The organism is Pseudonocardia sp. TRM90224, from assembly GCF_021245725.1.
GTDB lineage: Bacteria > Actinomycetota > Actinomycetes > Mycobacteriales > Pseudonocardiaceae > Pseudonocardia.
Genome location: NZ_JAJGSX010000059.1, coordinates 11,533 through 38,309, shown reverse-complemented (window position 1 = coordinate 38,309; position 26,777 = coordinate 11,533). Strand labels below are relative to the sequence as shown.

The 26,777-nt window shown below is 71.7% G+C and carries 26 protein-coding genes; 17 read left to right on the top strand and 9 right to left on the bottom strand.

Going from position 1 to position 26,777, the window contains the following annotated elements:
- The coding region (locus LL648_RS40135) for an HNH endonuclease signature motif containing protein (RefSeq protein WP_232668213.1) at nucleotides 1–780 on the top strand (780 nt) is incomplete at its 5' end.
- Here the strand turns inward: LL648_RS40135 and LL648_RS40130 are convergent.
- Genes LL648_RS40130 through wrbA form a run of 3 tightly spaced genes read right to left on the bottom strand, consistent with a single transcriptional unit; the run spans nucleotide 753 to nucleotide 2,617 of the window.
- A complete protein-coding gene (locus tag LL648_RS40130; RefSeq protein WP_232668212.1) occupies nucleotides 753–1,553 on the bottom strand; it encodes an SAM-dependent methyltransferase in 801 nt (266 codons plus the stop codon). The two genes, LL648_RS40135 and LL648_RS40130, sit on opposite strands and share 28 nt — an antisense overlap.
- 33 nt (nucleotides 1,554–1,586) lie before the next feature.
- Nucleotides 1,587–2,012: a YybH family protein gene (locus LL648_RS40125; protein WP_232668211.1), complete on the bottom strand. Its 426-nt coding sequence runs from the start codon at nucleotides 2,010–2,012 to the stop codon at nucleotides 1,587–1,589.
- Nucleotides 2,009–2,617: an NAD(P)H:quinone oxidoreductase gene (gene wrbA / locus LL648_RS40120; RefSeq protein WP_232668210.1), complete on the bottom strand. Its 609-nt coding sequence runs from the start codon at nucleotides 2,615–2,617 to the stop codon at nucleotides 2,009–2,011. The genes LL648_RS40125 and wrbA overlap by 4 nt, the downstream gene beginning before the upstream one ends.
- A 105-nt stretch (nucleotides 2,618–2,722) precedes the next feature.
- Here wrbA and sigJ point away from each other — a divergent pair, with 105 nt between their 5' ends.
- Nucleotides 2,723–3,622, top strand: coding sequence for an RNA polymerase sigma factor SigJ (gene sigJ / locus LL648_RS40115; RefSeq protein WP_232668209.1), 900 nt, complete (start codon nucleotides 2,723–2,725; stop codon nucleotides 3,620–3,622).
- Here the strand turns inward: sigJ and LL648_RS40110 are convergent.
- Nucleotides 3,588–4,196 carry a TetR/AcrR family transcriptional regulator gene (locus tag LL648_RS40110; protein ID WP_232668208.1) on the bottom strand — a complete coding sequence of 203 codons (609 nt, stop codon included), beginning with the start codon at nucleotides 4,194–4,196 and terminating at the stop codon, nucleotides 3,588–3,590. The two genes, sigJ and LL648_RS40110, sit on opposite strands and share 35 nt — an antisense overlap.
- A 119-nt stretch (nucleotides 4,197–4,315) precedes the next feature.
- On the opposite strand from LL648_RS40110, the gene LL648_RS40105 reads away from it, so the two are divergent.
- Genes LL648_RS40105 through LL648_RS40050 form a run of 12 tightly spaced genes read left to right on the top strand, consistent with a single transcriptional unit; the run spans nucleotide 4,316 to nucleotide 18,017 of the window.
- Nucleotides 4,316–5,455 (top strand): acyl-CoA dehydrogenase family protein, encoded by a 1,140-nt coding sequence (locus tag LL648_RS40105; RefSeq protein ID WP_232668207.1) that lies wholly within the window; start codon nucleotides 4,316–4,318, stop codon nucleotides 5,453–5,455.
- Nucleotides 5,452–6,972, top strand: a complete 1,521-nt coding sequence (locus LL648_RS40100) for an acyl-CoA carboxylase subunit beta (protein ID WP_232668206.1) — start codon at nucleotides 5,452–5,454, stop codon at nucleotides 6,970–6,972. Before LL648_RS40105 ends, LL648_RS40100 begins: the two co-directional genes overlap by 4 nt.
- 29 nt (nucleotides 6,973–7,001) lie before the next feature.
- On the top strand, nucleotides 7,002–8,930 hold the full coding sequence (locus LL648_RS40095) for an AMP-binding protein (RefSeq protein WP_232668205.1): 1,929 nt from the start codon (nucleotides 7,002–7,004) through the stop codon (nucleotides 8,928–8,930).
- 10 nt (nucleotides 8,931–8,940) lie between these two features.
- Nucleotides 8,941–10,515, top strand: coding sequence for an AMP-binding protein (locus LL648_RS40090; protein WP_232668204.1), 1,575 nt, complete (start codon nucleotides 8,941–8,943; stop codon nucleotides 10,513–10,515).
- Nucleotides 10,512–11,306, top strand: a complete 795-nt coding sequence (locus LL648_RS40085) for an enoyl-CoA hydratase/isomerase family protein (RefSeq protein WP_232668203.1) — start codon at nucleotides 10,512–10,514, stop codon at nucleotides 11,304–11,306. The genes LL648_RS40090 and LL648_RS40085 overlap by 4 nt, the downstream gene beginning before the upstream one ends.
- Entirely contained in the window at nucleotides 11,303–11,779 is a 477-nt protein-coding gene (locus tag LL648_RS40080) for a MaoC family dehydratase (RefSeq protein WP_232668202.1), read from the top strand. Before LL648_RS40085 ends, LL648_RS40080 begins: the two co-directional genes overlap by 4 nt.
- Nucleotides 11,776–13,113: an MFS transporter gene (locus LL648_RS40075; protein ID WP_232668201.1), complete on the top strand. Its 1,338-nt coding sequence runs from the start codon at nucleotides 11,776–11,778 to the stop codon at nucleotides 13,111–13,113. The genes LL648_RS40080 and LL648_RS40075 overlap by 4 nt, the downstream gene beginning before the upstream one ends.
- The gene (locus tag LL648_RS40070) at nucleotides 13,110–13,553 is read left to right on the top strand and encodes a MaoC/PaaZ C-terminal domain-containing protein (RefSeq protein WP_232668200.1); all 444 of its coding nucleotides are present in this window, start codon (nucleotides 13,110–13,112) and stop codon (nucleotides 13,551–13,553) included. The genes LL648_RS40075 and LL648_RS40070 overlap by 4 nt, the downstream gene beginning before the upstream one ends.
- The gene (locus tag LL648_RS40065; RefSeq protein WP_232668199.1) at nucleotides 13,550–14,365 is read left to right on the top strand and encodes an HpcH/HpaI aldolase/citrate lyase family protein; all 816 of its coding nucleotides are present in this window, start codon (nucleotides 13,550–13,552) and stop codon (nucleotides 14,363–14,365) included. The genes LL648_RS40070 and LL648_RS40065 overlap by 4 nt, the downstream gene beginning before the upstream one ends.
- A complete protein-coding gene (locus LL648_RS40060; protein WP_232668198.1) occupies nucleotides 14,362–15,270 on the top strand; it encodes an LLM class flavin-dependent oxidoreductase in 909 nt (302 codons plus the stop codon). The genes LL648_RS40065 and LL648_RS40060 overlap by 4 nt, the downstream gene beginning before the upstream one ends.
- 22 nt (nucleotides 15,271–15,292) lie before the next feature.
- Entirely contained in the window at nucleotides 15,293–17,038 is a 1,746-nt protein-coding gene (locus LL648_RS40055; protein WP_232668197.1) for an acetyl/propionyl/methylcrotonyl-CoA carboxylase subunit alpha, read from the top strand.
- Between the two features lie 37 nt (nucleotides 17,039–17,075).
- Nucleotides 17,076–18,017 carry an LLM class F420-dependent oxidoreductase gene (locus LL648_RS40050; RefSeq protein WP_232668196.1) on the top strand — a complete coding sequence of 314 codons (942 nt, stop codon included), beginning with the start codon at nucleotides 17,076–17,078 and terminating at the stop codon, nucleotides 18,015–18,017.
- A gap of 1 nt (nucleotide 18,018) precedes the next feature.
- Here the strand turns inward: LL648_RS40050 and LL648_RS40045 are convergent, their stop codons facing one another.
- Both LL648_RS40045 and LL648_RS40040 read right to left on the bottom strand, forming a co-directional pair.
- Nucleotides 18,019–18,969 carry an RNA polymerase subunit sigma-70 gene (locus tag LL648_RS40045; RefSeq protein ID WP_232668195.1) on the bottom strand — a complete coding sequence of 317 codons (951 nt, stop codon included), beginning with the start codon at nucleotides 18,967–18,969 and terminating at the stop codon, nucleotides 18,019–18,021.
- A gap of 584 nt (nucleotides 18,970–19,553) precedes the next feature.
- The gene (locus LL648_RS40040; RefSeq protein ID WP_232668194.1) at nucleotides 19,554–20,492 is read right to left on the bottom strand and encodes a LysR family transcriptional regulator; all 939 of its coding nucleotides are present in this window, start codon (nucleotides 20,490–20,492) and stop codon (nucleotides 19,554–19,556) included.
- 73 nt (nucleotides 20,493–20,565) lie between these two features.
- On the opposite strand from LL648_RS40040, the gene pcaD reads away from it, so the two are divergent.
- Nucleotides 20,566–21,363: a 3-oxoadipate enol-lactonase gene (gene pcaD, locus LL648_RS40035; RefSeq protein WP_232668193.1), complete on the top strand. Its 798-nt coding sequence runs from the start codon at nucleotides 20,566–20,568 to the stop codon at nucleotides 21,361–21,363.
- Nucleotides 21,364–21,381: 18 nt separating this feature from the next.
- Here pcaD and LL648_RS40030 read toward each other — a convergent pair whose 3' ends face one another.
- The 3 genes from LL648_RS40030 to LL648_RS40020 are packed head-to-tail and all read right to left on the bottom strand — an operon-like array spanning nucleotide 21,382 to nucleotide 23,531.
- Nucleotides 21,382–21,978 carry a class I SAM-dependent methyltransferase gene (locus LL648_RS40030; RefSeq protein ID WP_232668192.1) on the bottom strand — a complete coding sequence of 199 codons (597 nt, stop codon included), beginning with the start codon at nucleotides 21,976–21,978 and terminating at the stop codon, nucleotides 21,382–21,384.
- A gap of 45 nt (nucleotides 21,979–22,023) precedes the next feature.
- Nucleotides 22,024–23,121 (bottom strand): Gfo/Idh/MocA family protein, encoded by a 1,098-nt coding sequence (locus LL648_RS40025; protein ID WP_232668191.1) that lies wholly within the window; start codon nucleotides 23,119–23,121, stop codon nucleotides 22,024–22,026.
- Nucleotides 23,118–23,531 carry a sugar phosphate isomerase/epimerase family protein gene (locus LL648_RS40020; RefSeq protein ID WP_232668190.1) on the bottom strand — a complete coding sequence of 138 codons (414 nt, stop codon included), beginning with the start codon at nucleotides 23,529–23,531 and terminating at the stop codon, nucleotides 23,118–23,120. The genes LL648_RS40025 and LL648_RS40020 overlap by 4 nt, the downstream gene beginning before the upstream one ends.
- Nucleotides 23,532–23,717: 186 nt before the next feature.
- Here LL648_RS40020 and LL648_RS40015 point away from each other — a divergent pair, with 186 nt between their 5' ends.
- Together LL648_RS40015 and LL648_RS40010 are read left to right on the top strand one after the other, a co-directional pair.
- Nucleotides 23,718–24,758: a LacI family DNA-binding transcriptional regulator gene (locus LL648_RS40015; RefSeq protein ID WP_232668189.1), complete on the top strand. Its 1,041-nt coding sequence runs from the start codon at nucleotides 23,718–23,720 to the stop codon at nucleotides 24,756–24,758.
- 91 nt (nucleotides 24,759–24,849) lie between these two features.
- Nucleotides 24,850–26,775 carry a molybdopterin oxidoreductase family protein gene (locus LL648_RS40010; RefSeq protein ID WP_232668188.1) on the top strand — a complete coding sequence of 642 codons (1,926 nt, stop codon included), beginning with the start codon at nucleotides 24,850–24,852 and terminating at the stop codon, nucleotides 26,773–26,775.
- Nucleotides 26,776–26,777: the final 2 nt, after the last annotated feature.

The following is a 26,777-nucleotide window of genomic DNA, read 5'->3' as shown; positions in this document are numbered from 1 at the left end:
TCTTGGTCCACCCGCGGCTTACACCGTTCGCGTGACACGCCCGAACCCGACGACGGACCAGAGTCCGAGGTCAACGAACTGACCATCACCCGCCACCCGGACCGGGCCGGTGGGACGATCAAGGGCCGGTTCGACAACGCGGTCCTGTTCGCCACCATCGCGACGTTGATCGACGCGAAGTCGAAGCCGGCTGGCGCGGATGACCAGCGCACCGCCGGGCAACGCCAAGCTGAAGCACTCGCTGATGTTTGTGGCTACGTGCTCGACCACGGCAATGTCCCCCACGCCGGCGGGCACCGCCCGCACCTCAACGTGCACATCCCCCTCGCAGAGCTGGAGAACCGGGTCCGCACCGCGATCCTCGACTTCGGCGGCACTATCACCGCCAAGGATCTGCGACTGCTCGCCTGCAACGCTAGGGTCATCCCCATCGTCATGAACGGCGACAGCCAACCCCTCGACATCGGCCGCGCAAACCGCGTCATCCCCGACGGAATGCGACGCGCAGTCGCTGCCCGTGACCGGGGATGCGCGAGATGTGGCCGCCCGGCGAGTTGGTGCGACATCCACCATATTGTTGAATGGCAGAACGGCGGTCCCACTGAAATCAACAATCTGGTGATGCTGTGCAAAATGCATCACCGGGAAATCCATGCCACCGAATGGATCGTACGGATGGTGGATGGGCTACCGGAGTTCATTCCGCCCCGATGGGTGGACCCGGACCAGGTCCCACGGCGAAGTCCCGTCGGTCAGGGTTTGCGTGCGATGCCGCCGTAGAGTGCGATGTCGGCGTCGTCGATTGTGCGCAGCTCGTTCGGATCCGGATGCCACTTGTGGATCTGCACGACACCCGGCTCGACCAGCTCCAGGCCGTCGAAGAACCTTTCGGCCTGCGCTTTCGTGCGGAACGTCAGAGTTTCGCCGTGGGCGCGGTACTGGGCCTGCACGCGGGCGAGCGGTTCAGGGGCGAAGTCGCCGGTGGCGATGGAGGCGGCGAAGTAGCTGCCCGACGGCAGGGCGTCGACGACCTCCCGCACCACCCGCAGCGCTTCGTCGTCGTCCTCGATGAAGTGCACCATCGCGATGACGAGCAGGGCGACCGGCTCCGAGAGGTCGAGCGTCTCGGCCAGCTCCGGCGCACCGAGGATGCCGCTCGGGTCGCGCATGTCGGCGTTGATGTACGTCGTCGCGCCCTCTGGCGTGCTCCGCATCAACGCGCGGGCATGGGCGAGCACGATCGGGTCGTTGTCGGCGTAGACGACGCGGCTGGCCGGCTCGATCGCCTGCACCACCTCGTGCAGGTTCGGCTGGGTCGGGATGCCCGTCCCGATGTCGAGGAACTGCCGGATCCCGCACTCGGCTGCCAGATACCGGCCCACCCGATGCATGAACGTCCGGTTCGCCCGCATGTGCACACGCAGCGCCGGCCACACCTCCAGTGACGCCTCCGCGACGGCGCGGTCCATCGCGTAGTTGTCCTTGCCGCCGAGGATGTAGTCGTAGATGCGGGCGCCGTGCGCACGGTCGGTGTGCAGATCCCTTTCCGACATGCCCGGATTCTCCACGATCGGGTGGCCCGAAGATCAGCCGGTTGGCGCGTCCGTTTCCGGAACGACCCAGCCTGCCGGGATCGAGACGTGCTCGTGCGTGACCAGCCACTTGCCGTCGATGCGCCGGCAGCACACCGTCGACCGGATCCACACCTCACCCTCGATGCCGTTGTTCCGCCTGCCGTCGTCCACATGGAGCATGGACGCGAACGCGACGTCGTCGCCCGCGGCGATGTTCAGCTCGTGCGTCTGCAGGAGGATCGGGCCCTCGTACTCATTGAACCAGCGCCGGAAGTTGCGGCGGACGGCGTCGGTGCCGGCGAACTGCAGCGGCGGCACGACGTCGAAGTAGACGATGCCGGGCGAGTAGTACGACATGAGCCGGTCGAGGTCCTTCGCCCGGCAGGCGTCCACCCGCCCCTCCAGCAGCTCCATCACTCCGGCTTCGGTGGTGGTCATGCGGCACGTCCCTTCTTGAGCGCGGCAGCGGTGGTGACGGCACGTCGGGCCTGGTAGCGGGCCGCTTCGAGGGTGACGTCGGCGGGCGGGCCGCCGCCTGCGACGTGCGAGGTGCCGTACGGGTTGCCGGTGCGGAACTGGATCGGATCGGTGTAGCCGGGGGGCACGATGATGCCGCCCCAGTGGTGGAAGACGTGGCCCAGCGCGAGCAGCGTGGCCTCCTGCCCGCCGTGCGCGGTGCTGCTGGCCATGAAGGCCGAGTAGACCTTGTCGGCGAGACCGCCCTCCCGCCACAACGGGCCGGCGGACTCCATGAACGCCTTCAACTGGCTCGCCGGCGTGCCGAAACGGGTCGGGGTGCCGAAGAGCACCACATCGGCCCAGGCGATGTCGTCGACCGCGGCCACGGGGACGTCGGCGGTCTCCTCGCGGTGCCGCGCCCACGCGGGATTGGCGTCGATCACCGCCTGCGGTGCGTGCTCCGCGACCTTGCGCAGTCGTACCTCCGCCCCGGCCTTCTCCGCACCTTCGGCGACGGCTTCGGCCAGCGCGTGCACGTTGCCAGTGGCGCTGTAATAGATGATTGCTGCGTTGACGGGTTCCACGAAAGCTCCGACGACACAGCGTCCGGAAACGTCAGGCCTGACATTTCGGCGCGCTGTCTCGTCGGACCAGTGACAGCTGGGAGCGACCGAGGAGGCGGCGACACCATGACCACCGACGACGGCCTCGACGCGGTGATGAGCGAGCGACGGCAGCTGATCGCGCTCGGGTACCGGCTGCTCGGCTCGCTCGCCGACGCAGAGGACGCCGTGCAGGAGACCTACGCGCGCTGGTACGGGATGTCCGAGCAGCAGCGCGAGGCCGTCGAGGTCCCCGGCGCCTGGCTGATGAAGGTCGCGAGCCGGATCTGCCTCGACATGCTCGGCTCGGCCCGCGCTCGCCGGGAGCGCTACGTCGGCGAGTGGGTGCCGGAGCCGCTGCCGGACGACACCATGGCCGCCCCGGCCGACCCCGCCGACCGTGTGACCCTCGACGAGTCGATCAGCATGGCGTTCCTCGTCGTCCTCGACGCGATGACGCCGGCCGAACGGGTGGCCTTCGTGCTGCACGACGTGTTCCGCTACCCGTTCGCGGAGGTGGCGGAGATCGTCGGCCGGACCCCGGCCGCGTGCCGCCAGCTGGCCTCCTCCGCACGCCACCGTGTGCGGGACGCCCGGGCCGACGCCGTGCCGACCACCTCGCACGCCGGGATCGTCAGCGACTTCAAGCATGCCTGGGCGGCCAAGGACATCAACGCGCTCATCGGCATCCTCGACCCGGACGTCGTTGCGGTCGGCGACGGCGGCGGCATCGTCACCGCCGTGCCGTACCCGGTGCACGGCGCCCAGCTCGTGGCGCGGTTCTTCGCCGACATCGCCGACCGGATGGCCGACATGTCCGTCGAGGAGCGGCTGGTGAACGGGCAGCCGGGCCTCGTGCTCCACAAGGACGGGGCGCCGGTGAACGTCATGGCGTTCGACGTCGCCGCCGGCCGGATCACGCACATTTGGGCGGTGCTCAACCCGGAGAAGCTCAGGCCGTGGGCCGGCCCTCCAGCGTCGCGGTGAGCGACGCCGCCATCTGCCGCCCCAGCTCTTCGGGCGTGGACGGTCCGGTCGGGCGGTACCACTTGTAGCACCAGTTCACGGCGCCGAGGACCATGTTGACGTAGATCTTGCCCGGCATCCTGAGCGTGACGTCCGGATGCGCCGCGAGGTGTGCGGCGAGTGCGTCGCCGAAGAAGTCCTCGAACGCCCGCCTGCGGGCCAGCACCTGCTCGGCCAGCTCGGCGGGCAGTTCGTGCTCCTCCTCGAAGCAGACCTTGAGCAGGGCCTGGTTGCGGCAGGTGTAGGCGACGCGCGAGGCGATCAGGTCGCGGATAGCGTCGAGTGGGGTCGGGGCGGCGGCGACGGTCGCGCGTGCCGCATCGAGGCTCTCGTCGAGCACGTCGGAGTAGAGCCGGACGAGCAGCTCCTCCTTGCTCGTGAAGTAGTGGTAGATCGTCGGCTTCGACATCCCGACGGCCGCCGCGATCTCCTTCATCGACGTGGCGCGGAACCCGCGCTTGCTGAAGATCTCGGCCGCTGTGGCGAGCAGACCCAGCCTGCGCGTGTCGGCGCGGCTCAGCGTCGTCCCGGTCATGTCGGCCTCCTTGCCCCCGTTGCCGTGCCACCCCACCGTAACGCGGGGGTGGGTTGACACGGAGCGTCCGCGCCGGTCAAAGTTCGACCGACCGGGCGGTCGACTTTCTGGAGGAGCAGGTGAGCTGGGAGCTCGACGAGGAGCACGCCGACTTCCGCGATGCGTGCCGGGCGTTCACCGATCGTGCGGTGCGGCCGCTGGTCGCGGACGCCGAGGCGTCGGGCACGTTCCCGGCGCAGCTCTGGAAGGAGCTCGGGGCGGCGAGCCTGCTCGGGCTGGTGACGCCGGAGGAGTTCGGCGGATCCGGCGGCGACGCGTTGGCGGTCGCGGTGCTCTCCGAGGAGCTGGCGCGGGCCAGCGGCGGGATCGCGGTGACCGCGCTGGTCAGCGCCTACATGGCCGGCCCGCACCTCGTCCGCTCCGGCTCGCCCGAGCAGAAGCGGCGCTGGCTCGCCCCGCTCGCAGAGGGTCGAGCCGTGGCGGCGATCGCGGTGACCGAGCCGGGTACGGGCTCGGACGTCGCCGGCATCACCAGCACCGCGCGACGGACCGGCGACGGCTGGGTGCTCGACGGCCGCAAGATGTTCATCACGAACGCCGGGCTGGCCGACGTGCTGATCGTCGCCGCGCGCACCGGACCCGCTGGTCACGGCGGCATCACCTTGTTCGTCGTCGAGCGCGACACGCCCGGCCTCTCGTACGGCAAGCCGCTCGCGAAGATGGGCTGGCACGCCTCCGACACGCGTGAAGTGCTGCTCGACGGCGTCGAGGTGGCGGCCGACGCCGTGCTCGGCACCGAGGGCCGTGGCTTCCACCAGATCATGGAGGGCTTCCAGCTCGAACGGGTCGCGCTCGCCGCGATGGGCCTCGGGCACGCCGCGGAGTGCCTCGGACTGGCCCGCGCCCACGTCCGCGACCGCGCGGCGTTCGGCGCCCCGCTCGCGCACTTGCAGACGGTGCGGCACCGGCTTGCGGCCATGGAGGTCGAGCTGGAGGCCGCGCGCCTGCTCACCCACCAGGCCGCCGCGCGTCTCGACGCCGGGCATCCCGAGGCGCTGCGCTCGGTCGCACGCGCCAAGTACGCCGCCGCGATCGCCGCCAACCGCATCGTCGACGACGCCGTGCAGCTCTTCGGCGGGGCCGGGTTCGTCGAGGAGTCGCCGGTCGCGCGGCACTACCGCGACGCGCGGATCCTGCGCATCGGCGGCGGCACCGACGAGATCCAGCTCGAGATCCTGAGCAAAGGGATGGCTTCATGACGGCGGTGGAACCGGGCCCCGCCGACGTCGTGGCGGCGCAGGAACGGGCCCGCCTCGGCGGCGACCCGGCCCGCTGGCCGGACAAGCTGCCGGTGCGCGACCGACTCGCGATCCTGTTCGACCCGGGCACGTTCGTCGAGGACGGGTTGCTCGCCGCAGCCGACAGCGGCCTGCCGGCCGACGGTGTGGTGACGGGCGTCGGGCAGGTCGACGGCCGTCCGGTCGCGGTGATCGCGCACGACTTCACGGTGAAGGCCGGCTCGTGGGGCGAGCTGACCTGCGAGAAGCAGATCCGGATCCTGGAGCGGGCCGACCGCGACCTGCTGCCGGTCGTCTACCTGGTCGACTCGGCGGGCGGGCGGCTCACCGACCAGATGGGCTTCTTCCCCGGCCGCCGCGGCGCGTCGGCGATCTTCAACCTGCAGATCAAGCTCTCCGGGCGCGTCCCGCAGGTGTGCTGCCTGCACGGGCCGTCGGCCGCGGGCGGGGCGTACATGCCGGCGTTCTGCGACTGGGTCGGCATGGTCAACGGCAACGCCTCGATGTACCTGGCCAGCCCCCGGGTCGCGGAGAAGGTGACCGGGGAGCGCACCACCCTGGAGGAGATGGGCGGCGCGATGATGCACGCCACCGTCTCCGGCTGCGGCGACGAGGTGTTCGACACCGACTGGGAGGCCGTGGCCGCCGCCCGGCTGCTGCTCTCGTACTTGCCCGACGACTTCCGCTCACCGCCGCTGCGCCGCGAGCCGGTCGGGCCCGAGCGGCCCGAGTGGGACGGGCTCGTGCCCGCCGATCCCAACGTCGGCTACGACGTGCGCGACGTGATCGACGGGATCGTCGACGGCGGCACGTTCTTCGAGATCAAGGCGCGGTGGGCGCAGGAGCTGGTCGTGGGCCTCGCCCGGCTGGACGGCCGGGTCGTCGGGCTCGTCGCCAACCAGCCGAGCGTGCGCAGCGGCGCGATCTTCGTCGACTCCGCCGACAAGGCCGCCCGCTTCATCTCGCTCTGCGACGCCTTCAACGTCCCGCTGATCTTCCTGCAGGACGTGCCCGGGTTCATGGTGGGCGTCGAGGTCGAGCGCCAGGGGATCATCCGCCACGGCGCGAAGATGATCGCCGCGATGGCGTCGGCCGAGGTCCCGAAGTTCTCGGTGGTGCTGCGCAAGGCCTACGCCGCCGGCTACTACGCGATGTGCGCCCCCGGCTTCGAACCGCGCGCGACGATCGCGATCCCGACCGCGACGATCGGGCCGATGGCGGCCGAGGCGTCGGTGAACGCCGTCTACGCCAACAAGATCGCGGCCATCACCGACGACGCCGAGCGTGCGGCGTTCGTCGAGGCCCGCACGGCCGAGCAGCGCGCCGACATCAACCTGCTGCGAATGGGCAGCGACCTCGTCGTCGACGCGGTGGTCGAACCCGGCGCGCTGCGCGGCGAGCTGGCCGCCCGTTTGGTCGACGCCGACCGCTGGACCCGCACCCCGGGGCGGCGCCACCACCTGGTCAGCCCCGTCTAGAGCCCCCGTTCGCAGAGGAAAGGACGACGATGTCCGGCCCGACCGACAGCCTCACCCAGCTGATCGACCGACCGCTGCAGCCACTGCGCCCAGAGTGGGTCGTCCCCGCCCGCGTGGACGCGCTGCGCGCCGCCCGCGCGTTCACCGACCCCGACGACTACTGGGAATGGGTCGCGCGGCAACAGCGCTGGTCGACGCCCTGGCACACGGTTCGCACCGGCGACATCGAGAGCTTCCGCTACTTCGAGGGCGGCCGGATCAACGTCGCCGACAACTGCGTCGACCGCTGGGCGGAGGACCCGGCCACCCGTGACCGGGCGGCCGTCGTGTGGGAGGGCGAGCCCGGCGACGTCCGGACGCTCACCTACGCCGAGCTGGCCGACGACGTCACCCGGCTCGCGGCCGGGCTGCTGGACATGGGAGTCGGCCGCGGTGACGTCGTCGCGATCTACATGCCGAACCTCGTCGAGGCGTTCACCGCGATCCACGCGTGCAACCGGATAGGCGCGATCTACACGGTGCTGTTCTCCGGCTTCGGCGAGGAGGCCGTGGCCTCGCGGCTGCAGGCCGCCCGCGCGTCCGTCGTGATCGTCGCCGATGCGAGCTACCGGCGTGGCCGGCGCATCTCGCTGCTGGAGACGCTGCGCGCCGCGCGCAAGCGGGCGCCGACCGTGCGAGCGACGGTGGTCGTCGACCGCACCGGCGACGCGGCCGCGCTGGAGGAGGGCGAGCACGCCTTCGCCGACGTGCTGGAGCGCGGCGCCGACGGGACGCCCGCCGTGCCGCTCGACCCGAACGACCCCTCGTTCCTGATCTTCACGAGCGGCACGGAGTCGAAGCCGAAGGGTGTGGTGCACAGCGTCGGCGGGTTCCTGCTCGGGACCTGGGCGAACGCGCACTGGCAGGTCGGCCACGAGCCGGATGACGTCTACTGGGTCGCCGCCGACGTCGGCTGGCTGACGTTCCCGATCCAGGCGGTGGTCGGCGGCCTCGCCTGCGGCATGACGATCGCGTGCTTCGAAGGTGCGCTGGACACCCCGACCCCGGCCCGGTTCTACGAGATCTGCCAGCGGCACGACGTGACGAAGGTGCTGGCCGCCCCGACGCTCGCGCGGATGCTGCGCAAGTTCGGCGACGACCTCGCGGCCGAGCACCCGCTGCCCGGGCTGAAGCTGATCACGATGCAGGGCGAGCCGCTCGACGCCGACACGTTCGAATGGACGAGCACCACGTTCGACGTCCCGGTGGTCAACGCCTACGGGCAGACCGAGACCGGCTCGACCTGGACGTACCCGGTGTACGGAGTGGAGCCGCTGAAGGCGGGCTCGGTCGGCACGCCGGTGCCGGGGCACACGTTCGAGGTGGTCGACGACTTCGGCCTGCCGGCCGCGACCGGGGTGAAGGGCAACCTGGTGCTCACCGCGCCGTTCCCCACGCTCGCCCGCACGGTGTGGGACGACCACGACCGTTACCGCTCGACCTACTTCGCGCGCTTCCCCGGCCGGTACGCGACGCACGACGAGGCGGTGCTCGACGCCGACGGGCAGCTGTGGGTGCTCGGCCGCGCCGACGACGTGATCAACGTGGCCGCGCACCGGATGTCGACGATGGAGATCGAGGCCGTGGTCACCGCCCATCCCGCGGTGGTCGAGGCCGCCGTGGTCGGTGTGCCGCACGAGACGAAGGGCACGGTCCCGATCGCGTTCGTGACGTTGCGCGGCGACGTCGACGCGTCCTCGGCGCGTGCGGAGATCGGACGCCACGTCGTGGCCGAGATGGGCGGCTACGCGCGGCTGGACGCCGTGCACGTCACGTCGGCGATGCCGAAGACCCGCACCGGCAAGATCATGCGCAGGCTGCTGCGCGACCTCGTCGTGCACGGCGGGCCGACCGGCGACACGAGCGCGATGGAGGACCCCGCAGCGCTCGACGCCGTCGCGGCCGTCGTGCGGGCCTGAGGGCGCCGCCGTGCGGACCTACGCGCTGGAGGACCGGACGATCGGCCGGATCCTCGCCGACAAGGCCCGGACCGTCGGGGACCGGACCTTCCTCCTGCATCTCGGTCGCAGCTGGACCTACACCGACGTGCACGCCGTCACCAACTCCTACGCCGAGGGCTTCCGGCAGTCCGGGATCGAACGCGGCGACCACGTGGCGCTGATGCTGCCCAACCGCCCGGAGATGCTCTGGGCGCTGTGGGGGCTCGGCAAGCTCGGCGCGGTCGCCGTGCCGATCAACACCGCGGCGAAGGGCGACCTGCTGCGCTACCTGCTCGACCAGTCCGACTCCGTGCTGCTCGTCGCCGAGGACGGCTACCGCGACCGGGTCGACCCGGCCGTCGCGCAGGTGCCGGCCGTCCGCGAGGTGCTCGGGCCGGACGACCTCGCCGCGTTCGCCGCGCTGCCGTCGGCGGAGCCGCCGGAGCTGGCCGAGGTCCGCTACGACGACCCGCACCTGATCATGTACACGTCTGGGACCACCGGCCCGTCCAAGGGAGTGGTGTGCCCGCACTCGCAGGGGCACGGCGTCGGCATGCGGATGGCGGCCCTCTCCGGCTACGGTCCCGACGACGTGCTCTACACGTGCCTGCCGCTCTTCCACGGCAACGCGCTCTGGTACACGGTCTACGCGGCGCTGTGGGCCGACGCCGCGGTGGCGCTCTCGCCGGGCTTCTCGGCCCGCCGGTTCTGGGACGAGATCCGCGAGTCCGGCGCGACGGTGTTCAACGCGCTCGGCGCGATGGCGAACATCATCTGGCAGCAGCCGGCGTCGCCGCGCGACCGGGAGCACCGCGTCCGCACGGCGATGGTGGTGCCCAACTCCGGCGAGCTGGCCGAGACGTGGCGCGAGCGCTACGGGATCGGCGTGACCTCGGTCTACGCCATGACGGAGAACACCGCCGTGACGGTGTTCGGCCCGGACGACCCGCCAGGGAAGGCGTCCTCGGCGGGCCGGGTGCGCGACTACATGTCCGTCCAGATCGTCGACGACGCCGGCTGCCCGGTGCCGGCGGGCGAGGTCGGCGAGATCTGCATCAGGCCCAACGAGCGCGGCAGCATCATGCTCGGCTACTACGAGATGGCCGAGGCGACCGTCGCCGCCACCCGCGACCTGTGGTTCCACACGGGTGACCGCGGCCACCTCGACGACGACGGCTACCTCTTCTTCGCCGACCGCAAGAAGGAGGCCATCCGCAGGCGAGGGGAGAACATCTCCGCTTTCGAGGTGGAGACCGTGCTCTGCCGTCACCCCGACGTCGTCGAGGCCGCGGCAGTGCCGGTGCCGTCGGAGCTGGGTGAGGACGAGGTGATGGCCTACGTCGTGCCGGCCGAGGGCGCGACGGTCGACTTCGCCGCGCTCGTCGGGTTCTGCGCCGAGCACATGGCGTACTACATGGTGCCGCGCTACCTGGAGGCCGTTCCCGCGCTGCCGAAGACACCCAGCGAGAAGATCGAGAAGTACAAGCTGGCCGTCGCAGCCCGGGAACGGCTGGGCGAGCTGTGGGACCGCGAGAAGGCCGGCGTCACGGTGCGGCGGCCATGAGCGGGGACGTCGTCACCAAGGTCGACGGCCGGACAGCACGCGTGCTCATCAACCGGCCGCAGGCGAAGAACGCGCTGAGCCCGGCGGTGCTGGCGGGCCTCGACGCCGCCGTCGACGCGGCGCTCGCGGCTGGCTGCTCGGTGTTCGTCCTGCGCGGGGCGGGTGGCACGCTCTCGGCCGGCGCCGACCTCCCGCACCTGCGGACCCTGCTCGCCGACGAGGATGCCGTCGCGCGCTACATCGCGTCGATCGGGGCAGTGCTCGACCGGATCGAGGCGGCTTCGTTCGTCTCGGTCGCGGTGGTCGCCGAGTACGCGCTCGCCGGCGGCTGCGAGATCCTGCTGGCCTGCGACCTGGCCGTCGTCGCCGACGACGCGCGCATCGGCGACCGGCACCTGGAGTACGGGCTGCTGCCCGGCGCGGGCGGGTCCGTCCGGCTGCCGCTGGCGCTGCCCCCGATGCGGGCGCGGCGGCTGCTCTACACCGGCGAGATGATCGACGGCACCACCGCGGCCGAGTGGGGGCTGGCGAGCCACGTCGCCCCCGCCGCCGAGCTCGACGCGACTGTCGACGCGCTCGTCGCACGCCTGTCCCGGCACGGCCGCGACGCCCTGGCCGGGATGAAACGGATGTACCGCGCGGCCGCCCCGACCGCGCAGCACGCAGCACTGGTCGCCGAGCGCACCGCGCTCGTCCGGCACCTGATGACCTCCCCCGACGCGGCCGCCGGCCTCGCCGCGTTCGGGGCCGGTCGCGCACCCCACTTCCCCGACCCGCTGGAGACCCGATGACCCCCGGCCGCTGGTTCGAAGAGCTCGAGGTCGGCACGGTCGTCCAGCACGCCACCCGGCGCACGGTGACCGAGACCGACAACGTGCTCTTCACGACGATGACCATGAACCCGGCGCCCCTGCACCTCGACGCCGACTACGCGGCCAGCACCGAGTTCGGCCGGCCGCTGGTCAACAGCATGTTCACGCTCGCACTCGTCGTCGGGCTCTCGGTGCCCGAGCTGACCCAGGGCACGATCGTCGCCCAGCTCGGCATCAACGACGTGGCGTTCCCCAAGCCGGTGTTCCCCGGCGACACCATCCGCGTGGAGACCGAGGTCGTCTCGGCCCGCGCCTCGAAGTCGCGTCCCGACGCCGGGCTCGTCGTCTTCGAGCACCGCGCCCGCAACCAGCGCGACGAGCTCGTCTGCCGCGCTCGCCGCACCGGGCTCATGCACCGCAGGCCTTCCCCCACACCTACGGAGCCGTCATGACCAACCCCGACCCCGACCCCGCCACCGACCCCGTCACCGGCGCCCCGATGCGCCGGGTGGCCGCCTCGGTCCTCATCGGCACGACCATCGAGTGGTACGACTTCATCCTCTACGGATCCGCGGCCGCGCTGGTGCTCGGCCCGCTGTACTTCCCCGGGAACGACCCGGTGGCCTCGACGCTCTTCGCGTTCAGCACGTTCGCCGTCGGGTTCCTCGCGCGCCCGCTCGGCGGGATCGTGCTAGGCCACTTCGGCGACCGGGTCGGCCGCAAGCAGATGCTGGTGCTCTCGCTCTCGATGATGGGCGTCGCCACGTTCCTGATGGGCCTGCTGCCGACCTACGAGACGATCGGCGTCGCCGCCCCGATCCTGCTGGTGCTGCTGCGGCTCGTGCAGGGGTTCGGGGTCGGCGGTGAGTGGGGCGGCGCGGTGCTGACGGCCGTCGAGCACGCGAGCCCGGCCCGCCGCGGGTTCTTCGGCAGCCTGCCGCAGGTCGGCGTGCCGGCCGGGCTCTTCCTCGCGACGTCCGCGTTCTTCCTGGTCTCGCAGCTGCCGGAGGCGGCGTTCCTGTCGTGGGGCTGGCGGGTGCCGTTCCTGATCAGCATCGTGCTCGTCGGCGTCGGGCTCTACGTCCGGTTCACGATCGGCGACACCCCGGTGTTCGAGGAGGTCAAGCGCAGCAAGCGGGCCGCGCGCGTGCCGCTGCTCGACGCGGTGCGCAACTACCCGCGCCAGGTGCTGCTCGCGACCGGCTCGATGATCAGCACCGGCGCCTACTTCTACGGCGTGAACACCTACGCGCTGGCGTACGTGAAGTCGACGAAGGTGCAGACGGGCAACGCGATGCTCGTCGCGGTGCTGGTCTCGGCCGTGGTGGCGGTGGTTGCGATGCCGTGGTTCGGCGCGCTCGCGCAGCGCCGCGGCCGGCGCACGATGATCATCACCGGGCTGGCCGCGATGACGATCTGGATCTTCCCGACGTTCGCCGCGATCGACAGCGGCAACCCGGTGCTGCTGGTGCTGGCCTACGTCGTCGGCGCGCTCTTCTTCTCGGTCTCCTACGGGCCGCAGGCCACGTTCATCACGGAGCTGTTCGACGCGACCGTCCGCTTCAGCGCCTCCACGGTGTCGTTCCAGCTCGGGGTGCTGCTCGGCGGCGCGGTGACGCCGATAGTGGCGACCGCGCTCGTCGCGCGTTGGGGCACGTCGATCGCCGTGGCCGCCTACATCGCGATCCTCTCGATCGTCTCGCTGGTGTGCGTGGCCGCGGTGTCGCAGCGCGACGTGGCGAGCGGCAGCGCCGACATGGACGGCGTGCGGGAGGCGGCTGCGTGATCACGGAGTTCCTCGACGGCATCCAGGTCGGCGACCAGCACGTCAGCCGCGCGCGGACGATCACCGAGACCGACATCGTGTCGTTCGCGATGTTCACGGGCGACTGGCACCCGCTGCACGTCGACGTCGAGTTCGCCGCGGCCGACCCGCGGTTCGGGCAGCGGATCGCGCACGGTGCGCTCGTGCTCTCGGTGGCGCTCGGCCTGGTCGAGTTCCGGCCGGACGCGATGAAGGCGTTCTACGGGATCGACCGGCTGCGGTTCGTCGCACCGACCCACATCGGCGACACGCTGCACGTCGAGACCGAGGTGCTGGCGATCACCGAGCGGGGCCCGGACGACGGTGTGGTCACCTCGCGGTTCGTCGTGCGCAACCAGCGCGGCGCCGACGTGCTCGTCGCGGAGCTGAAGGTGCTGGTCGTGCGCAAGGGTGTGGCGTGAGCGAGCGGCCGATGCGCAGTCTGATGTTCGTCCCGGGTGGGCGGCCGGAGCTGCTGCCGAAGGTCGGACGGGCCCGTCCCGACGCCGTGGTCGTCGACCTGGAGGACGCCGTTGCGCCCGACGCGAAGGACGCCGCGCGGGAAGCGGCGGTCGGTGCGTTGACGGCGCAGCGTCCGGACGCGGGTGCCGTGCTGCTGCGGATCAACCCGCCCGGCACGGTGTGGCATGCCGCGGACCTCGCTGCCGCGGCCGCGGCGTCCATCGACGGGGTCGTGCTGCCGAAGTACGAGCACGCGGCGCAGCTGGCGGCGGTGCGTGCGGCACTCCCGGAGGGTGCGCTGGTCGTCGCCGGCATCGAGACGGCGCTCGGGGTGGCGGACGCCCGACCCTTGCTTGCCGAAGGCCCCGATGCCGGGTACTTCGGCGCCGAGGACTACATCGCCGACATCGGTGGGCGGCGCACGCCGGCGAGCACCGAGGTGCTCTTCGCCCGCAGCGCCGTCTGCCTGGCTGCGCACCTCGCCGGGGTCGTAGCGCTCGACCAGGCCGTTGTTGCCGTGCACGACGTCGAGGCGTTCCGCGTCGATGCATCGCAAGGCCGTGACCTGGGCTATCGAGGCAAGATCTGCCTGCACCCGGGGCAGGTCGCGATCGCGCACGAGGTGTTCACCCCGTCGGCTGCCGAGATCGAGCACGCGCAAGCGGTGCTGCGGGCGGCGGAGCGGGGCGTCGGGGTCGTCGACGGGCAGATGGTCGACGCCGTGCACGTGACCATGGCCAAGCGGGTGCTGGCGGCGGGGGAGCGCGGGTGAGGTTCGGCCTGATGCTGCCGCCGCAGCTCGACCCCGCCCGGATCGTCCCGGTCGCGCGGCATGCGGAAGCGCTCGGCTACGACCTGCTGGCCTGCGGCGAGCACGTGTTCTTCCACGTGCCGACGCCCAACGCGTTCGTCGCGCTCGCGGCCGCGGCCGGGGCGACGAGCCGGATCCGCCTGGTCAGCGCCGCCACGCTGCTGCCGGTCTACCCGGCGCCGCTGGCCGCGAAGATGGCGGCGACCCTCGACGGGATCAGCGGTGGGCGGTTCGAGCTGGGGGTGGGGGTCGGCGGCGAGTTTCCGCCCGAGCTGGTCGCGTGCGGGGTCGAACCCGCACTGCGCGGGCGGCGCGCCGACGAAGCGCTCAGGCTGATCACCCGGCTGCTGGCGGGGGAGCGGGTGCGGCACGACGGCGAGTTCTGGCAGCTCGACGGGCTGCGGTTGGACCCGGTGCCGTCGCGACGCCTGCCGATCTGGGTCGGTGGGCGGCGAAGGGCGGCGATCCGGCGGGCGGGGCGGTTCGCGGACGTCTGGATGCCGTACATGGTCGATCCGGCGCGATTCGAGGAGAGCCTGGCCGCGGTGCGCGCCGAGGCTGCGGCCGTCGGACGGGCAGCACCGGAGGGAGCGCTCTTCTGCTGGGCCGGCGTCGACGCCGACGGGGAGCGGGCGCGGCGAACCACGCTGGAGTTCCTGGCGCGCACCTACCAGCAGGACTTCGGCGCGCTCGCCGATCGGTACGTCCCGGCCGGGACGCCGGCGCAGGTCGCGGCGCGGTTGCGCGAGTACGCCGCGGCGGGGGCGGGGACGGTCCTGTTCGCGCCGGCCGTCGACGACGGCGAGCTGGAACGCGCGGCGGAGATGTTCATCGACGAGGTCGCGCCCGCGCTGGTGGCGGCGTGACCACGAAAGGGAAGTAGGCACGGTGCTCTCCGACGAACCGAGGAACCAGCTGCACACGGTGCTGGTCGCGAACCGCGGCGAGATCGCCGTCAGGGTGATCAGGGCCGCCCGCGACGCCGGGCTGCGCAGCGTCGCCGTGCACGCCGAGGCCGACCGCGGGGCGCTGCACACACGGCTCGCCGACGAGGTGCGCGGGCTCGCCGGCGACGGCGCCGCGGCCTACCTCGACATCGACGGGGTGGTCGGTGCGGCCGTCACGTCCGGCGCCGACGCCGTCCATCCCGGCTACGGGTTCCTGGCCGAGAACGCCGACTTCGCGCAGGCGGTGCTGGACGCCGGGCTGGTGTGGGTCGGGCCGTCCCCCGCGACGATCAGGGACCTCGGCGACAAGGTGACCGCGCGGCGGATCGCGCGGTCCGTCGGGGCGCCGCTCGCGCCCGGCACCGAGGAGCCGGTGCGGGACGTGGCCGAGATCGAGGACTTCGCGCGCGAGCACGGGCTGCCGCTCGTGATCAAGGCGGCGTTCGGCGGCGGCGGGCGCGGCCTGAAGGTCGTGCACGACGCCGCGTCGATCCCGGAGCTGTTCGAGTCGGCCACACGCGAGGCCACGGCGGCGTTCGGGCGGGGCGAGTGCTTCGTGGAGCGGTTCCTCGCCCGCGCCCGCCACGTCGAGGCGCAGGTGCTCGCCGACGGCTACGGCACGGTCGTCGTGCTCGGGACGCGCGACTGCTCGTTGCAGCGGCGCAACCAGAAGCTCGTCGAGGAGGCACCGGCGCCCAACCTGGCGCCGGAGCAGCGGCGGGTGATCCACGAGTCGGCGAAGGAGATCTGCCGGGCTGTCGGGTACAGCGGCGCGGGCACCGTCGAGTACCTGGTCGGCGAGGACGGACTGATCTCGTTCCTGGAGGTCAACACGCGGCTGCAGGTGGAGCACCCGGTGACGGAGGAGACGACCGGGATCGACGTCGTCGCCGAGCAGTTCCGGATCGCCGCGGGGGCGAAGCTGCTCGCCGACACCGATCCCGAGCCGCGCGGGCACGCCTTCGAGTTCCGGCTCACCAGCGAGGACGCCGGCCGCGGGTTCGTCCCGGCCGCGGGCACCGTCACGACGTTCGCCATGCCGTCGGGGCCGGGGATCCGCGTCGACGCCGGGATCGAGGCCGGCGACCGGGTGGACGGTCGCTTCGACTCGATGTTCGCCAAGCTCGTCGTCAGCGGTGCCGACCGCGCGGAGGCGCTGCACCGGGCCCGGCGGGCGCTCGCCGAGGTGCGCGTGGCGGGGGTGCCGACGCCGCTGCCGCTCTACCGGCAGGTGGTCGAGCACCCGGACTTCGCAGGCGACCGGTTCGCCGTGCACAACCGGTGGATCGAGACCGACTTCGACGGCGAGATCGAGCCCTGGTCGGGCGCCGCGGTGTCCGACGAGCTCACCGTCCGGGTGGGGCGGCAGGTGCTGTCGCTGCGGGTGCCCGGGCTCGCCCACCTCGGCGAGCGCGGCGACTCCATCCGGCGCGAGGCGGCAGCGCTGCGCGGCGACGCCGCGACCGTCGTCTCCGGGAACGCCGTGGCCGCCCCGATGCAGGGCACGATCGTCCGGGTGGCGGTGGCCGACGGCCAGCAGGTGGCCGCCGGCGACGTCGTGGCCGTGCTCGAAGCGATGAAGATGGAGAACCACGTCGTCGCCCACCACGCCGGCATCGTGACGGGCCTAGCGGTGGCGGTCGGGGACACCGTCGCGCAAGGCACGGTGCTCTGCGAGCTCACGTAAGCGATTCCTCCGCTCTGCCTTGCTGGTCTTTACCGGCATGAAGTTCAGCATCTTCCTTCCCACCGGTTTTGCACAGGAGTTCGCCGGCGTCCCCGACCCGGTGGAGGCCTACGAGAGCATCGTGCGGCTCGCGCGGGCCGCCGATGAGTGCGCCTACGAGACGTTGTGGGTGCCCGACCACCTCACGACGATCCCGCCGTCGTCCGAGCTCCTCTTCGAGGCCTGGTCGGTGCTCACCGGGCTCGCCCGCGAGACGTCGAGGGTGCGGCTCGGCCAGCTCGTGACGGGCAACGGTTACCGCAACCCGGCGCTGCAGGCGAAGATGGCCTCGACGCTCGACGTGATCTCGCACGGCCGCCTGACGTTCGGCATCGGCGCCGGTTGGTGGGAGCCCGACTACGTCCAGTACGGCTACGAGTTCGGGACGGCCGGCGAGCGGCTGCGCAAGCTGGGTGAGGCCGCCCAGATCATCCGTTCGATGTGGACCGAGGCCGAGACCACGTTCGACGGCGAGTTCTACCGCGTGCGCGGCGCGTTCAACGAGCCGAAGGGGGTGCAGACGCCGCACATCCCGCTGATGATCGCCGGCGGCGGCGAGAAGGTCACGTTGCGCCTGGTGGCGCGCTACGCCGACGCCTGCAACATCATGGACTCGCCGGAACAGCTGGAGCGCAAGTTCGCGATCCTGCGCCGGCACTGCGACGACGTCGGCCGCGACTTCACGAGCATCCACCGCACGTCGACGACGGCCTGCATCATCCGCGACACCGACGAGGAGGCGCGGGCGATGGTGCCGCCGGGCGCCGAGTTCGCGTTCCCGGGTGACCTCGCCGGATACGGCCTCATCGGTACACCCGAGACCGTCCGCGCACGCATCGCCGCGTACGAGGCGGCCGGTGTGCAGGAGCTCGTCGTCGGCTTCGAGGACCCGACCAGCGAGGAGCAGCTGCGGCGGTTCGCCAAGGACTTCGTCGGGTAGCTCACACGGCCGGCGGGAAGCCGAACCGCTGCACCAGGCCGGCGTCGCCGAACGCAACGATGCGGGCGATGCCGGCCGGGGTGATGGTGAGCGAGCCGATCCCGAAGGCGTGGTGGCGGCCGTCGTCGCCGATCAGGTACGCCGCGGCCGCGGGTTGACCGTTGGCGACGGTCGGGAGCATCCGCCAGGCGCCCGGCGCGCCGATGGCATCGCGGAGGATCGCCATGCAGGCCACCTTGCCGGCGAACCACGAGCCGGACGGGACGATCTCCAGCGCGGCATCCGCGCGCAGCGCCGCCTCCAGCGCGGCGAAATCGGCGTTCTCGAAACCTGCCACGTACTGCTTCAGCAGCTCGCGGGCGCGCGCGTCGTCGGGTTCGAGCAGCTCCTCCTGCACCGGCGCCACGGCGTCGAGGTGCGCCCGCGCCCGCTGGAGGCTGCTCTTGACCGCGGCCGTGCTCGTCTCCAGCATCGCCGCCACCTCGGCGGCGGGGAACGCGAGCACGTCACGCAGGATGAGGACGGCCCGCTGCCGCGGCGGGAGGTGCTGCAGGCTCGCGATCAGCGCGAGCCGCATGCTCTCGCGGGAGGTGACGACGGCCGCGGGGTCGTTCTCGTCGGCGGCGACGGCCAGGTCGGCCATCGGTTGGATCCACGCCGCATGCCGGTCCGTCCCGGTGTCGGGGTCGCTCGCCCCGCCGAGCCCGGACGGCAGCTCGCGGCGGGCGCGCCGCTGCAGCGCGGTGAGGCAGACGTTGGTGGCGATGCGGTAGAGCCACACCCGCGCCAGTTCCGGGTGTTCGAGCCGGTCGAAGGCCCGCCAGGCGCGCAGGTAGGTCTCCTGCACCGCGTCCTCGGCCTCGTCCCAGGCGCCGAGCATCCGGTAGCCGTGCGCCAGCAGGCCGCGGCGGTGCGGCTCGGTCGCCTCGGTGAAGTCGATACCTGTGCCCATGAGGGGAAGACCTCGCGGAGGCGCGAAAAGTATCGGTCCGGCACACCTCGACCACCTCGTGGTGCCCGCACAGGGCATGACCTGTTTGCGGACACCACGGGCTGTGTGACGTTACGACGGGCAGACCACGCCCGAGTTGACGCAGGGACCGCACCGGGTGTCCTTCTGCTGGTCCCACAGCTCGTGGAACCACCGGTATGCGCCAGGGCTCACGGCCAGGCACGCGCATCTGCGGTAGGTGCAGTTCGCAGCCGATGCAGCTGCCCGGGGTGCGAGAACTTCCAGTAGCCGATCGCTCAGTGCGCCCAATCGACGTTCGAACATGATGGCCGGACCACCCTCTCCGTCGGGATCACGGACGGCTGAATTCCGTGTTCTGCGATGCTCGATCGCGGCGGTGCGGCCCGACAAGATCGAATCGTTAATGCGGTGATCGATCGGGCTGATCGATCCCGAGCAGGGGGCCACCGTCACCCTCCGCAGTGGCCAGGGAGTTCAGGAAAGCCACTTTCCTGTCCCCACAGGACAGGAAAGTGGCTTTCCTGGCAACCCGCGCACACGTGGGGGGTGACGACGGGTGACGGCTAGCGCGCCGCCGCCTTCACCCCCGGCACGCGCCCCAGCGCCGGCCGCAGCACCGGCGGTTGGCCGGCCAGGTGCTCCCACAGCCGTTCGGCGACGGGTCCGTGCGGGCGGTCGCGGCGGCGGGCGGCCGACAGGTCCTCGATCACCCCCGGGAAGTGCTGTCCGGCGATCGACAGCAGGCGGCCGTCGCGCAGTTCCGGCTCGATCAGGAACCGCGGCAGGTGGCCCCACGCCATGCCGTGCAGCACGAGCTCCTTCTTCATCAGGTGGTCGGGCACGGTGCACCGCGGCGCTCCCTCGACCAGGTAGTGGCCCGGCTCGGCCGGGTGCTGCGCCGAGTCCCTGAGCACGCACTGGGTGAAGGCCTGCATCCGCTGCGGGGTGAGGTCGGGCGTCGGTGGGAAGGGCAGGAACCCGGGTGCGACCACGGGCACCATCGCGACCTTGCCGAGATCGACCCACTCCATCCGGACGTCGCTCTTGGGGACGCGGTGCACGATCAGGTCGGCGTTCTCGTCGAGCAACCGCTCCCACGGGCCCGTCACCGCCTCGAACTGCAGGTGCAGCCGGGTCTGCGGGTGCTGCGCGAAGAAGCTGCCCAGCAGCCCGAGCACCGGCGGCAGGGGGCACAGGTCGCCGATGACCACCCGCAGCTCGGCCTCCTCGCCCACCGCCAGCTGCTCGGCGTAGGTCTGCAGCTCCTCGGCCTCGTGCAGCAGCAGCCGCACCTTGCGGTGGAACGCCTGCCCGGCCTCGGTGGGCCGCACCCGGTAGCCGGACCGGTCCAGCAGCTCCAGGCCCAGCTGGCGTTCGAGCTTCGCCACCGCCGAGAACACCGACGGGTGCGAGCGGTGCAGCCGCTCGGCGGCAGCCTGGAAACCGCCGTCGCGCACGACGGCGTCGAAGCAGCGCAGCTCATGGAGCGTGTACTCGGACACTGTTGATGAACCGTACAGAGTGCGTCCGATCTTTGTAATAGCTATCTGCAGCATTCTGCCTAGCCTCGAATGCATGACCAACTCGACGATCACGACCGGCGACGGCGTCCGCATCACCTACCGCTTCGACGGCGCCCAGGACCTGCCGGTGCTGCTGCTCTCCAACTCCATCGGCACCGACCTGCACATGTGGGACGGCCAGGTGCCGGCTCTCACCGAGCACTTCCGCGTCCTGCGCTACGACGCCCGCGGCCACGGCGACTCCGATGTGCCGTCCGGCCCGTACTCGCTGGACCGGCTCGGCCGCGACGTCCTGGAGCTGCTGGACGCGCTGGGTCTCCAGCGGGTGCACGTCCTCGGCCTGTCGCTCGGCGGGATCGTGGCACAGTGGCTGGGCATCCACGCGCCGCAGCGCGTCGAGCGCCTCGTGCTCTCCAACACCGCCGCGTACCTCGGCCCGCCGCAGCAGTGGAACCAGCCGATCGCCGACCTGCTGGCGGCCCCCGACATGCAGGCGACCACGGACATGTTCCTGCGCAACTGGTTCCCCGCTCCCATGCTGGAAGGCGGCAACGAGGTCGTCGACCGCTTCCGCCGCACCCTGCTCGCCACCCGCCGCGAAGGCGTGGCCGGCAGCTGGGCCGCGGTGCGCGACTACGACCTGCGCCGCACGGCCGCCCTCATCGGCAACCCGACCCTCGTCATCGCGGGCGAGCACGACACCGTCACGTCGGCGGACCACGGCAAGGAGCTCGCCGCGATCGTCCCCGGAGCGCGCTTCACGCTCCTGCCGACCGTGCACATGGCGAACGTCGAAGGCGAAGCGGAGTTCCTCGACGCGGTGCTGGGCTTCCTCACCGAACCGTCCTGAGCTCGGCCGTGGGGCGGGTCACTCCCGGCGCGCCCGCAGCTGAGCCGCAGTCGTCGCGCCGCGGCCGGGCGGCTCCCACGTCCACGTCTCGATATCCGTGAAGCCCGAATCCGCGACGGAGGAACGCAGCCCGCTCAGCCCGCCCGGCAGCCACTTCTCGTGGACGGACAGCAGCATCCGACCCCCGGGGCGCAGGACGCGGCGCAGCTCGGTGAAGCCGGCGTGCCGGTCCGGCCAGAGCATGACGTTGTTGACCGAGAGCACGACGTCGACCGACGCGTCGCCTTGTCCGGTGTTCTCGGCATCGCCGAGCCGAACCTCGACGACGCCCTCGTCGATCGACGTCGCGCATCGCCGCGCGGAGGCGGCCACCATCGCCTCGGACGGGTCGACCGCAACGACGTGGTGAGCGCGCGTTGCGGCTGCTTGCACCCCGATGCCGGGACCCGGCCCGACGACCAGCACGTCGTCGGCGCGCTGCAGCTCGGCGAGATCCACGAGATGCTGTTCGGTCGCGGCGTTGCCGCGTGCCATCAGCCGGCCGCCGATGCGGCCGAGCAGGCCGCGCGGCTTGCCGAAGCCCATTTCCAGTAGCCGATCCCCGACGCCTGCCATCCCGCCAGTGCAGCACATCTGTGCGCGGCCGGCAGGGTCGCAGGCTCAAAGGGTCCGGGCGAACGGATCCCATTCGGCCGGCAGCGGGACGGTCGGCTCGGCCTTGCTCGTGACGTCGACGAACGAGGTGGTCCGGGCCGACTCGGCGGCGGCGGACATCGTCTCGAGCACGTGATGGGCGATGTCGGCGGAAGCACGGTGCGGTTCGCCCGCGCGGATGGCTCTGGCCATGTCGAGCACACCGATGCCGCGGCCGACGCTGGCGCCGGCGAGCGGGATCGTCTCCCACCGCGGGGTGTCGGATCGACCGAGGCGCAGGAGCTCGCCCCCGAACCGGTTGGGATCGGGTAGCGCGAGGGTGGCGTCGGTGCCGGTGATCTCGACGAAGTCGGTGCGGAAGAGCGGGGAGTCGAAACTGAAGGTGGCCTGGGCGTGCTGACCGCTCAGGAACTGGATGAGCATGCTGATGTGGGTGGCGGTGTCGACATCGAAAGTGGTGCCCGCACGAGGACCCGACCCGACTGTGCGCACGGGCCGGCCGACGGACGCGGTGGCCGCGACGGTGGCGACCGGCCCGAAGACGTGGACGAGCGTGGTGAGGAAGTAGGGCCCCATGTCGAACAGCGGCCCGGCACCCTCCTGGAAGAGGAACTCGGGGTTGGGGTGCCAGCACTCCGGACCGGGCGACTGGAACAGCGAGAGCCCGCTGAGCGGGATGCCGATGCTGCCATCCTGGATCAGGTCGAGCGCCGTTCGGATGCCCGCGCCGAGGACGGTGTCGGGAGCGCAGCCCAGCCGCAGTCCGGCCCGCTCCGCGGTGGCCAGCAGCTCGGCGCTCGTGCGCGGGTCGAGCGCGATCGGCTTCTCGCTGTAGACGTGCTTGCCGGCGTCGAGCGCGGCGGCGGTGATCTCCGCATGGGCCGCGGGTGTGGTCAGGTTGAGCACGATCTCGACATCGGGGTGGCTCAAGACGGCGCCCGGTCCGCCGCTCTCCGGGATGGTGAACTCGGCGGCCAGCGCGGCGGCGGCGGTCGGCCGGATATCGCCGATGACGGGCACGGTGAGGTCCGGGAACCGGACGAGATTCTCGAGGTACGCCGGGCAGATGCTGCCCGCCCCGATGATCCCGACGCCGACGGTCATGAGCGCTGCCTCCGTTCGTCGAGCTCGCCTTCGAGGAAGGTGAACGAGCGCTCGACGGCGTCGAAGATGTCGCCCCCGTAGTCGTCGAACTCGACGACGGCGAGGTCGAGCGCCGGAGCGGCACCCAGGATCTCGGCGACGTCGATCGCCCCGTGTCCGAGCGGTTGCTGCTGCGCCGTGTCGCCGTCGAGCGGGCCGTCCTCCAGGTGGACGGCGTGGACCCGCTTCCCGAGGCGGCGCAGCAGCGCTGCGGGGTCGGCGAGCGGAGCCGGCTCCCAGGCGTGGTTGTGGTAGCCGACCCGCACGTGGCCGTACGTGGAAGCGGCAGCGGCGGCCTCGTACAGCTGCACCGACGGGCTGTGCTCCGGGTCGTAGGGGCTGAGGGCGCCGGCTGGAAAGGGGTGCTGCATTTGCGTTCCTACGGGTGTGATCGGCTCACGGGCATATTGATGGGAGCGCTACCACACCGATCGTCGCAAGACCGGAGCGATGGTGTCAACGATCGGTGGGATCGTTCCCATGTCCACGTGGCCCGCCGGCCCCGTGACGATGATCAGTGCTTGTATGTAGGGGTTCGATCCGGACGAGGGGTGGTAATGATCATCAGCGAGCGCCCCGGCGCGCGCCGCCCGACGCTGGACGACGTCGCTGCGGTGGCGGGGGTGGGACGCAGCACCGCCTCACGCGTGGTCACGGGCTCGCCGAGGGTTTCGGCAGAGGCGAAGCGGGCTGTCGAGGATGCCATCGCGGTGCTGGGCTACGTCCCCAACGCCGCCGCGCGCTCGCTCGTCACGCGGCGGACCGACGCCATCGCGTTCGTGCTTTCCGACGACGAGCTGATGCGGCCGGACGACTTCTACTTCGGCGGCATCCTGCGTGGCGTCAGCCGGGAGGTCACCGCGCGCGGACGGCAGCTCGTGATCGCGCTGAACGACGACGAGTCACGGCTGGAGTCCTACCTCGCCCGGCAGGTCGTCGACGGGGTGCTGCTGCTGTCGTTGGAGGCCGGGGACTCCCGGCCGTGGGACATGCGCCGGATCGGTATGCCGATGGTGATCGCGGGGCGGCCCGACGGGTGGATCGCGGGCGCGTGCGTCACCGTCGACAACGAGGGGGGCGCCCGGCAGGCGGTCGAGCACCTGATGGCGGCCGGATGCCGGCGGATCGCGATGATCACCGGCGGGATGCGCAACCTCGACTCGCGCGCCCGCTACGAGGGCTACGGCACGGCGCTGCGTGCTGCAGGTCGGCTCGTCGATCCTGCGCTGGTGGTGGAGGGGCGTCGCCTCATGGGGCACGGGGCGGGGGAGGAGGCGATGGCGGAGCTGCTCCGACGGGAGGAGTCGGCCGACTTCCCGATCGACGGGGTCTTCGCCGCGACCGACGGGTTGGCGTTCGACGCCGTGCGCGCGCTGCGCGCCGCGGGTCGGCGGGTGCCCGAGGACGTGCGTGTCGTCGGGTTCGACGACAACCCGCTCGCGGCGACGTTCGACCCTCCGCTCACGACGATCGCGCAGCCCTACGAGGAGATCGGCCGCACCATGACCCGCATGCTGCTCGAACAGATCGACTCCGGGGCGGCGAGCATGCCCCCGGTGGTGCTGCCCACCGAGCTGCGCCGCAGGGCATCGGCCTGACCGTCGACACTCAGGTCGCGCGCCTTCCTTCTGCCGTCGACGGATGGTTATCGTGGGACTGATCCGATCTGTGGCATCAAAGGAGACGCCGATGCGAGGGTTGCGCACCCCGAGGCACGTTCGGCTGACCGAACCGCTCGTAAGGGAGAACGGCCGGCTCCGGCCGGCCACCTGGGACGAGGCCCTCGACCGGGCCGCCGCCGGCTTCTCGGCCCACCGCGGCGACGCGTTCGGCATGTTCAGCTGCTCGAAGGCGACGAACGAGATGAACTACACCGCGCAGAAGTTCGCGCGCGCGGTGATGGGCAGCAACAACGTCGACTCCTGCAACCGAACTTGACACGCTCCCTCCGTCGTCGGTCTGACGACTGTGTTCGGTGCCGGTGGCGGCACCTCGGCGTACGTCGAAGCTGAGCACGCCGACCTGCTCGTGCTCTGGGGCTCCAACGCGCGTGAGACACACCCGATCTTCTTCCACCACGTGCTGCAGGGCCTGAAGTCCGGCACCCGCATGTACTCGGTGGATCCGCGGCGCACGTCCACCGCCCAGTGGGCCGACGCGTGGCTCGGTCTCGACGTCGGCACCGACATCGCGCTGGCCAACGCGATCGGCCGCGAGCTCATCCATGCCGGGCTGGTCAACGAGCCCTTCGTGCGCAGGGCGACCACCGGCTTCGACGAGTACCGCGCCACCGTCGAGCCCTACACGCTCGAACGTGCCGAGGAGATCACCAAGGTCCCCGCGGAGCTGATCCGCGAGCTGGCGCACGCCTACGGCCGCGCCGACCGCGCCCAGATCTGCTGGACGCTGGGCATCACAGAGCACCACAACGCCGCCGACTACGTGTTCGCGCTGATCAACCTCGCGCTGCTGACCGGGCACGTCGGGCGCTACGGCTCCGGTCTCGTCCCGCTGCGCGGGCAGAACAACGTGCAGGGCGGCGGCGACATGGGGGCCATCCCGGCGAAGTTGCCGGGCGGCTACGACCTCGGCGACGCAGAGGCGCGCGCCCGCTACGAGGCCGCCTGGGGCGCGACGATCTCACCGAAGCCCGGGATGCACCTCTCCCAGATGTTCGAGGCGATGGAGACGGGCAGGTTGCGCGCGCTCTACTGCATCGGCGAGAACCCCGCGGAGTCGGAGGCGAACGCCACCCACGCCAGGCACATGCTGGAAGGGCTCGACACCCTGGTCGTCCAGGACATCTTCCGCACCGCGACGGCCGAGCTGGCCGACGTCGTGTTCCCGGCGGCGGCCGACTGGTGCGAGTACGAAGGCACCGTCACCAACTCGGAGCGCCGCGTGCAGCGCGTGCGCAAGGCGATCGACCCGCCCGGCCTCGCCCGTCCCGACACGCACATCATCTGCAACCTGGCCGATCGGCTGGGTGCGAACTGGGGCGAGCCGACCGCCGAGCAGGTGTGGGACGAGCTGCGGTCGGTCTCGCTGAACTGGCACCACGGCATGTCCTACGAGCGGCTCGACGCGCTCGGTGGGCTGCAGTGGCCGTGCCCCGACGAGGACCATCCCGGGACGCCGCTCCTGCACGCCCGGCTCTGGGCGGAGAACGAGGCCGATCGCGGCGTCCCGGCGGCCTTCCAGCCCGTCGAGCACGTGCCGCCGGTCGACACGCTGACCGACGACTTCCCGATCCGGCTGACCACGGTGCGGGTGCTCGACGGCTACAACTCCGGCGTGCAGACCGGCGGGTACTCCTCGCCGCTGCGCCGCAGGGAGTCGCTGCGGATGGACGCCACCGACGCCGCGCAGCTCGGCATCGTCAACGGCGAGCGGGTGCGGGTGGTCTCGCGCCGCGGCGCGGTGGAGGCGCCGGTGTGGTTCGACCCGGCGCTGCGCCCGGGCCTCGCGTCGTTCACGCCGCACTTCACCGAGGAGGTCGACGTCAACGTCCTGACCAACGACGCCTGGGACCCCAAGTCGGGCACCTCGGAGTTCAAGGCGACCGCCATCCGCATCGAGAAGCTGCCGTCGGCCGTGCCGGCGGCCGGGGAGTAACG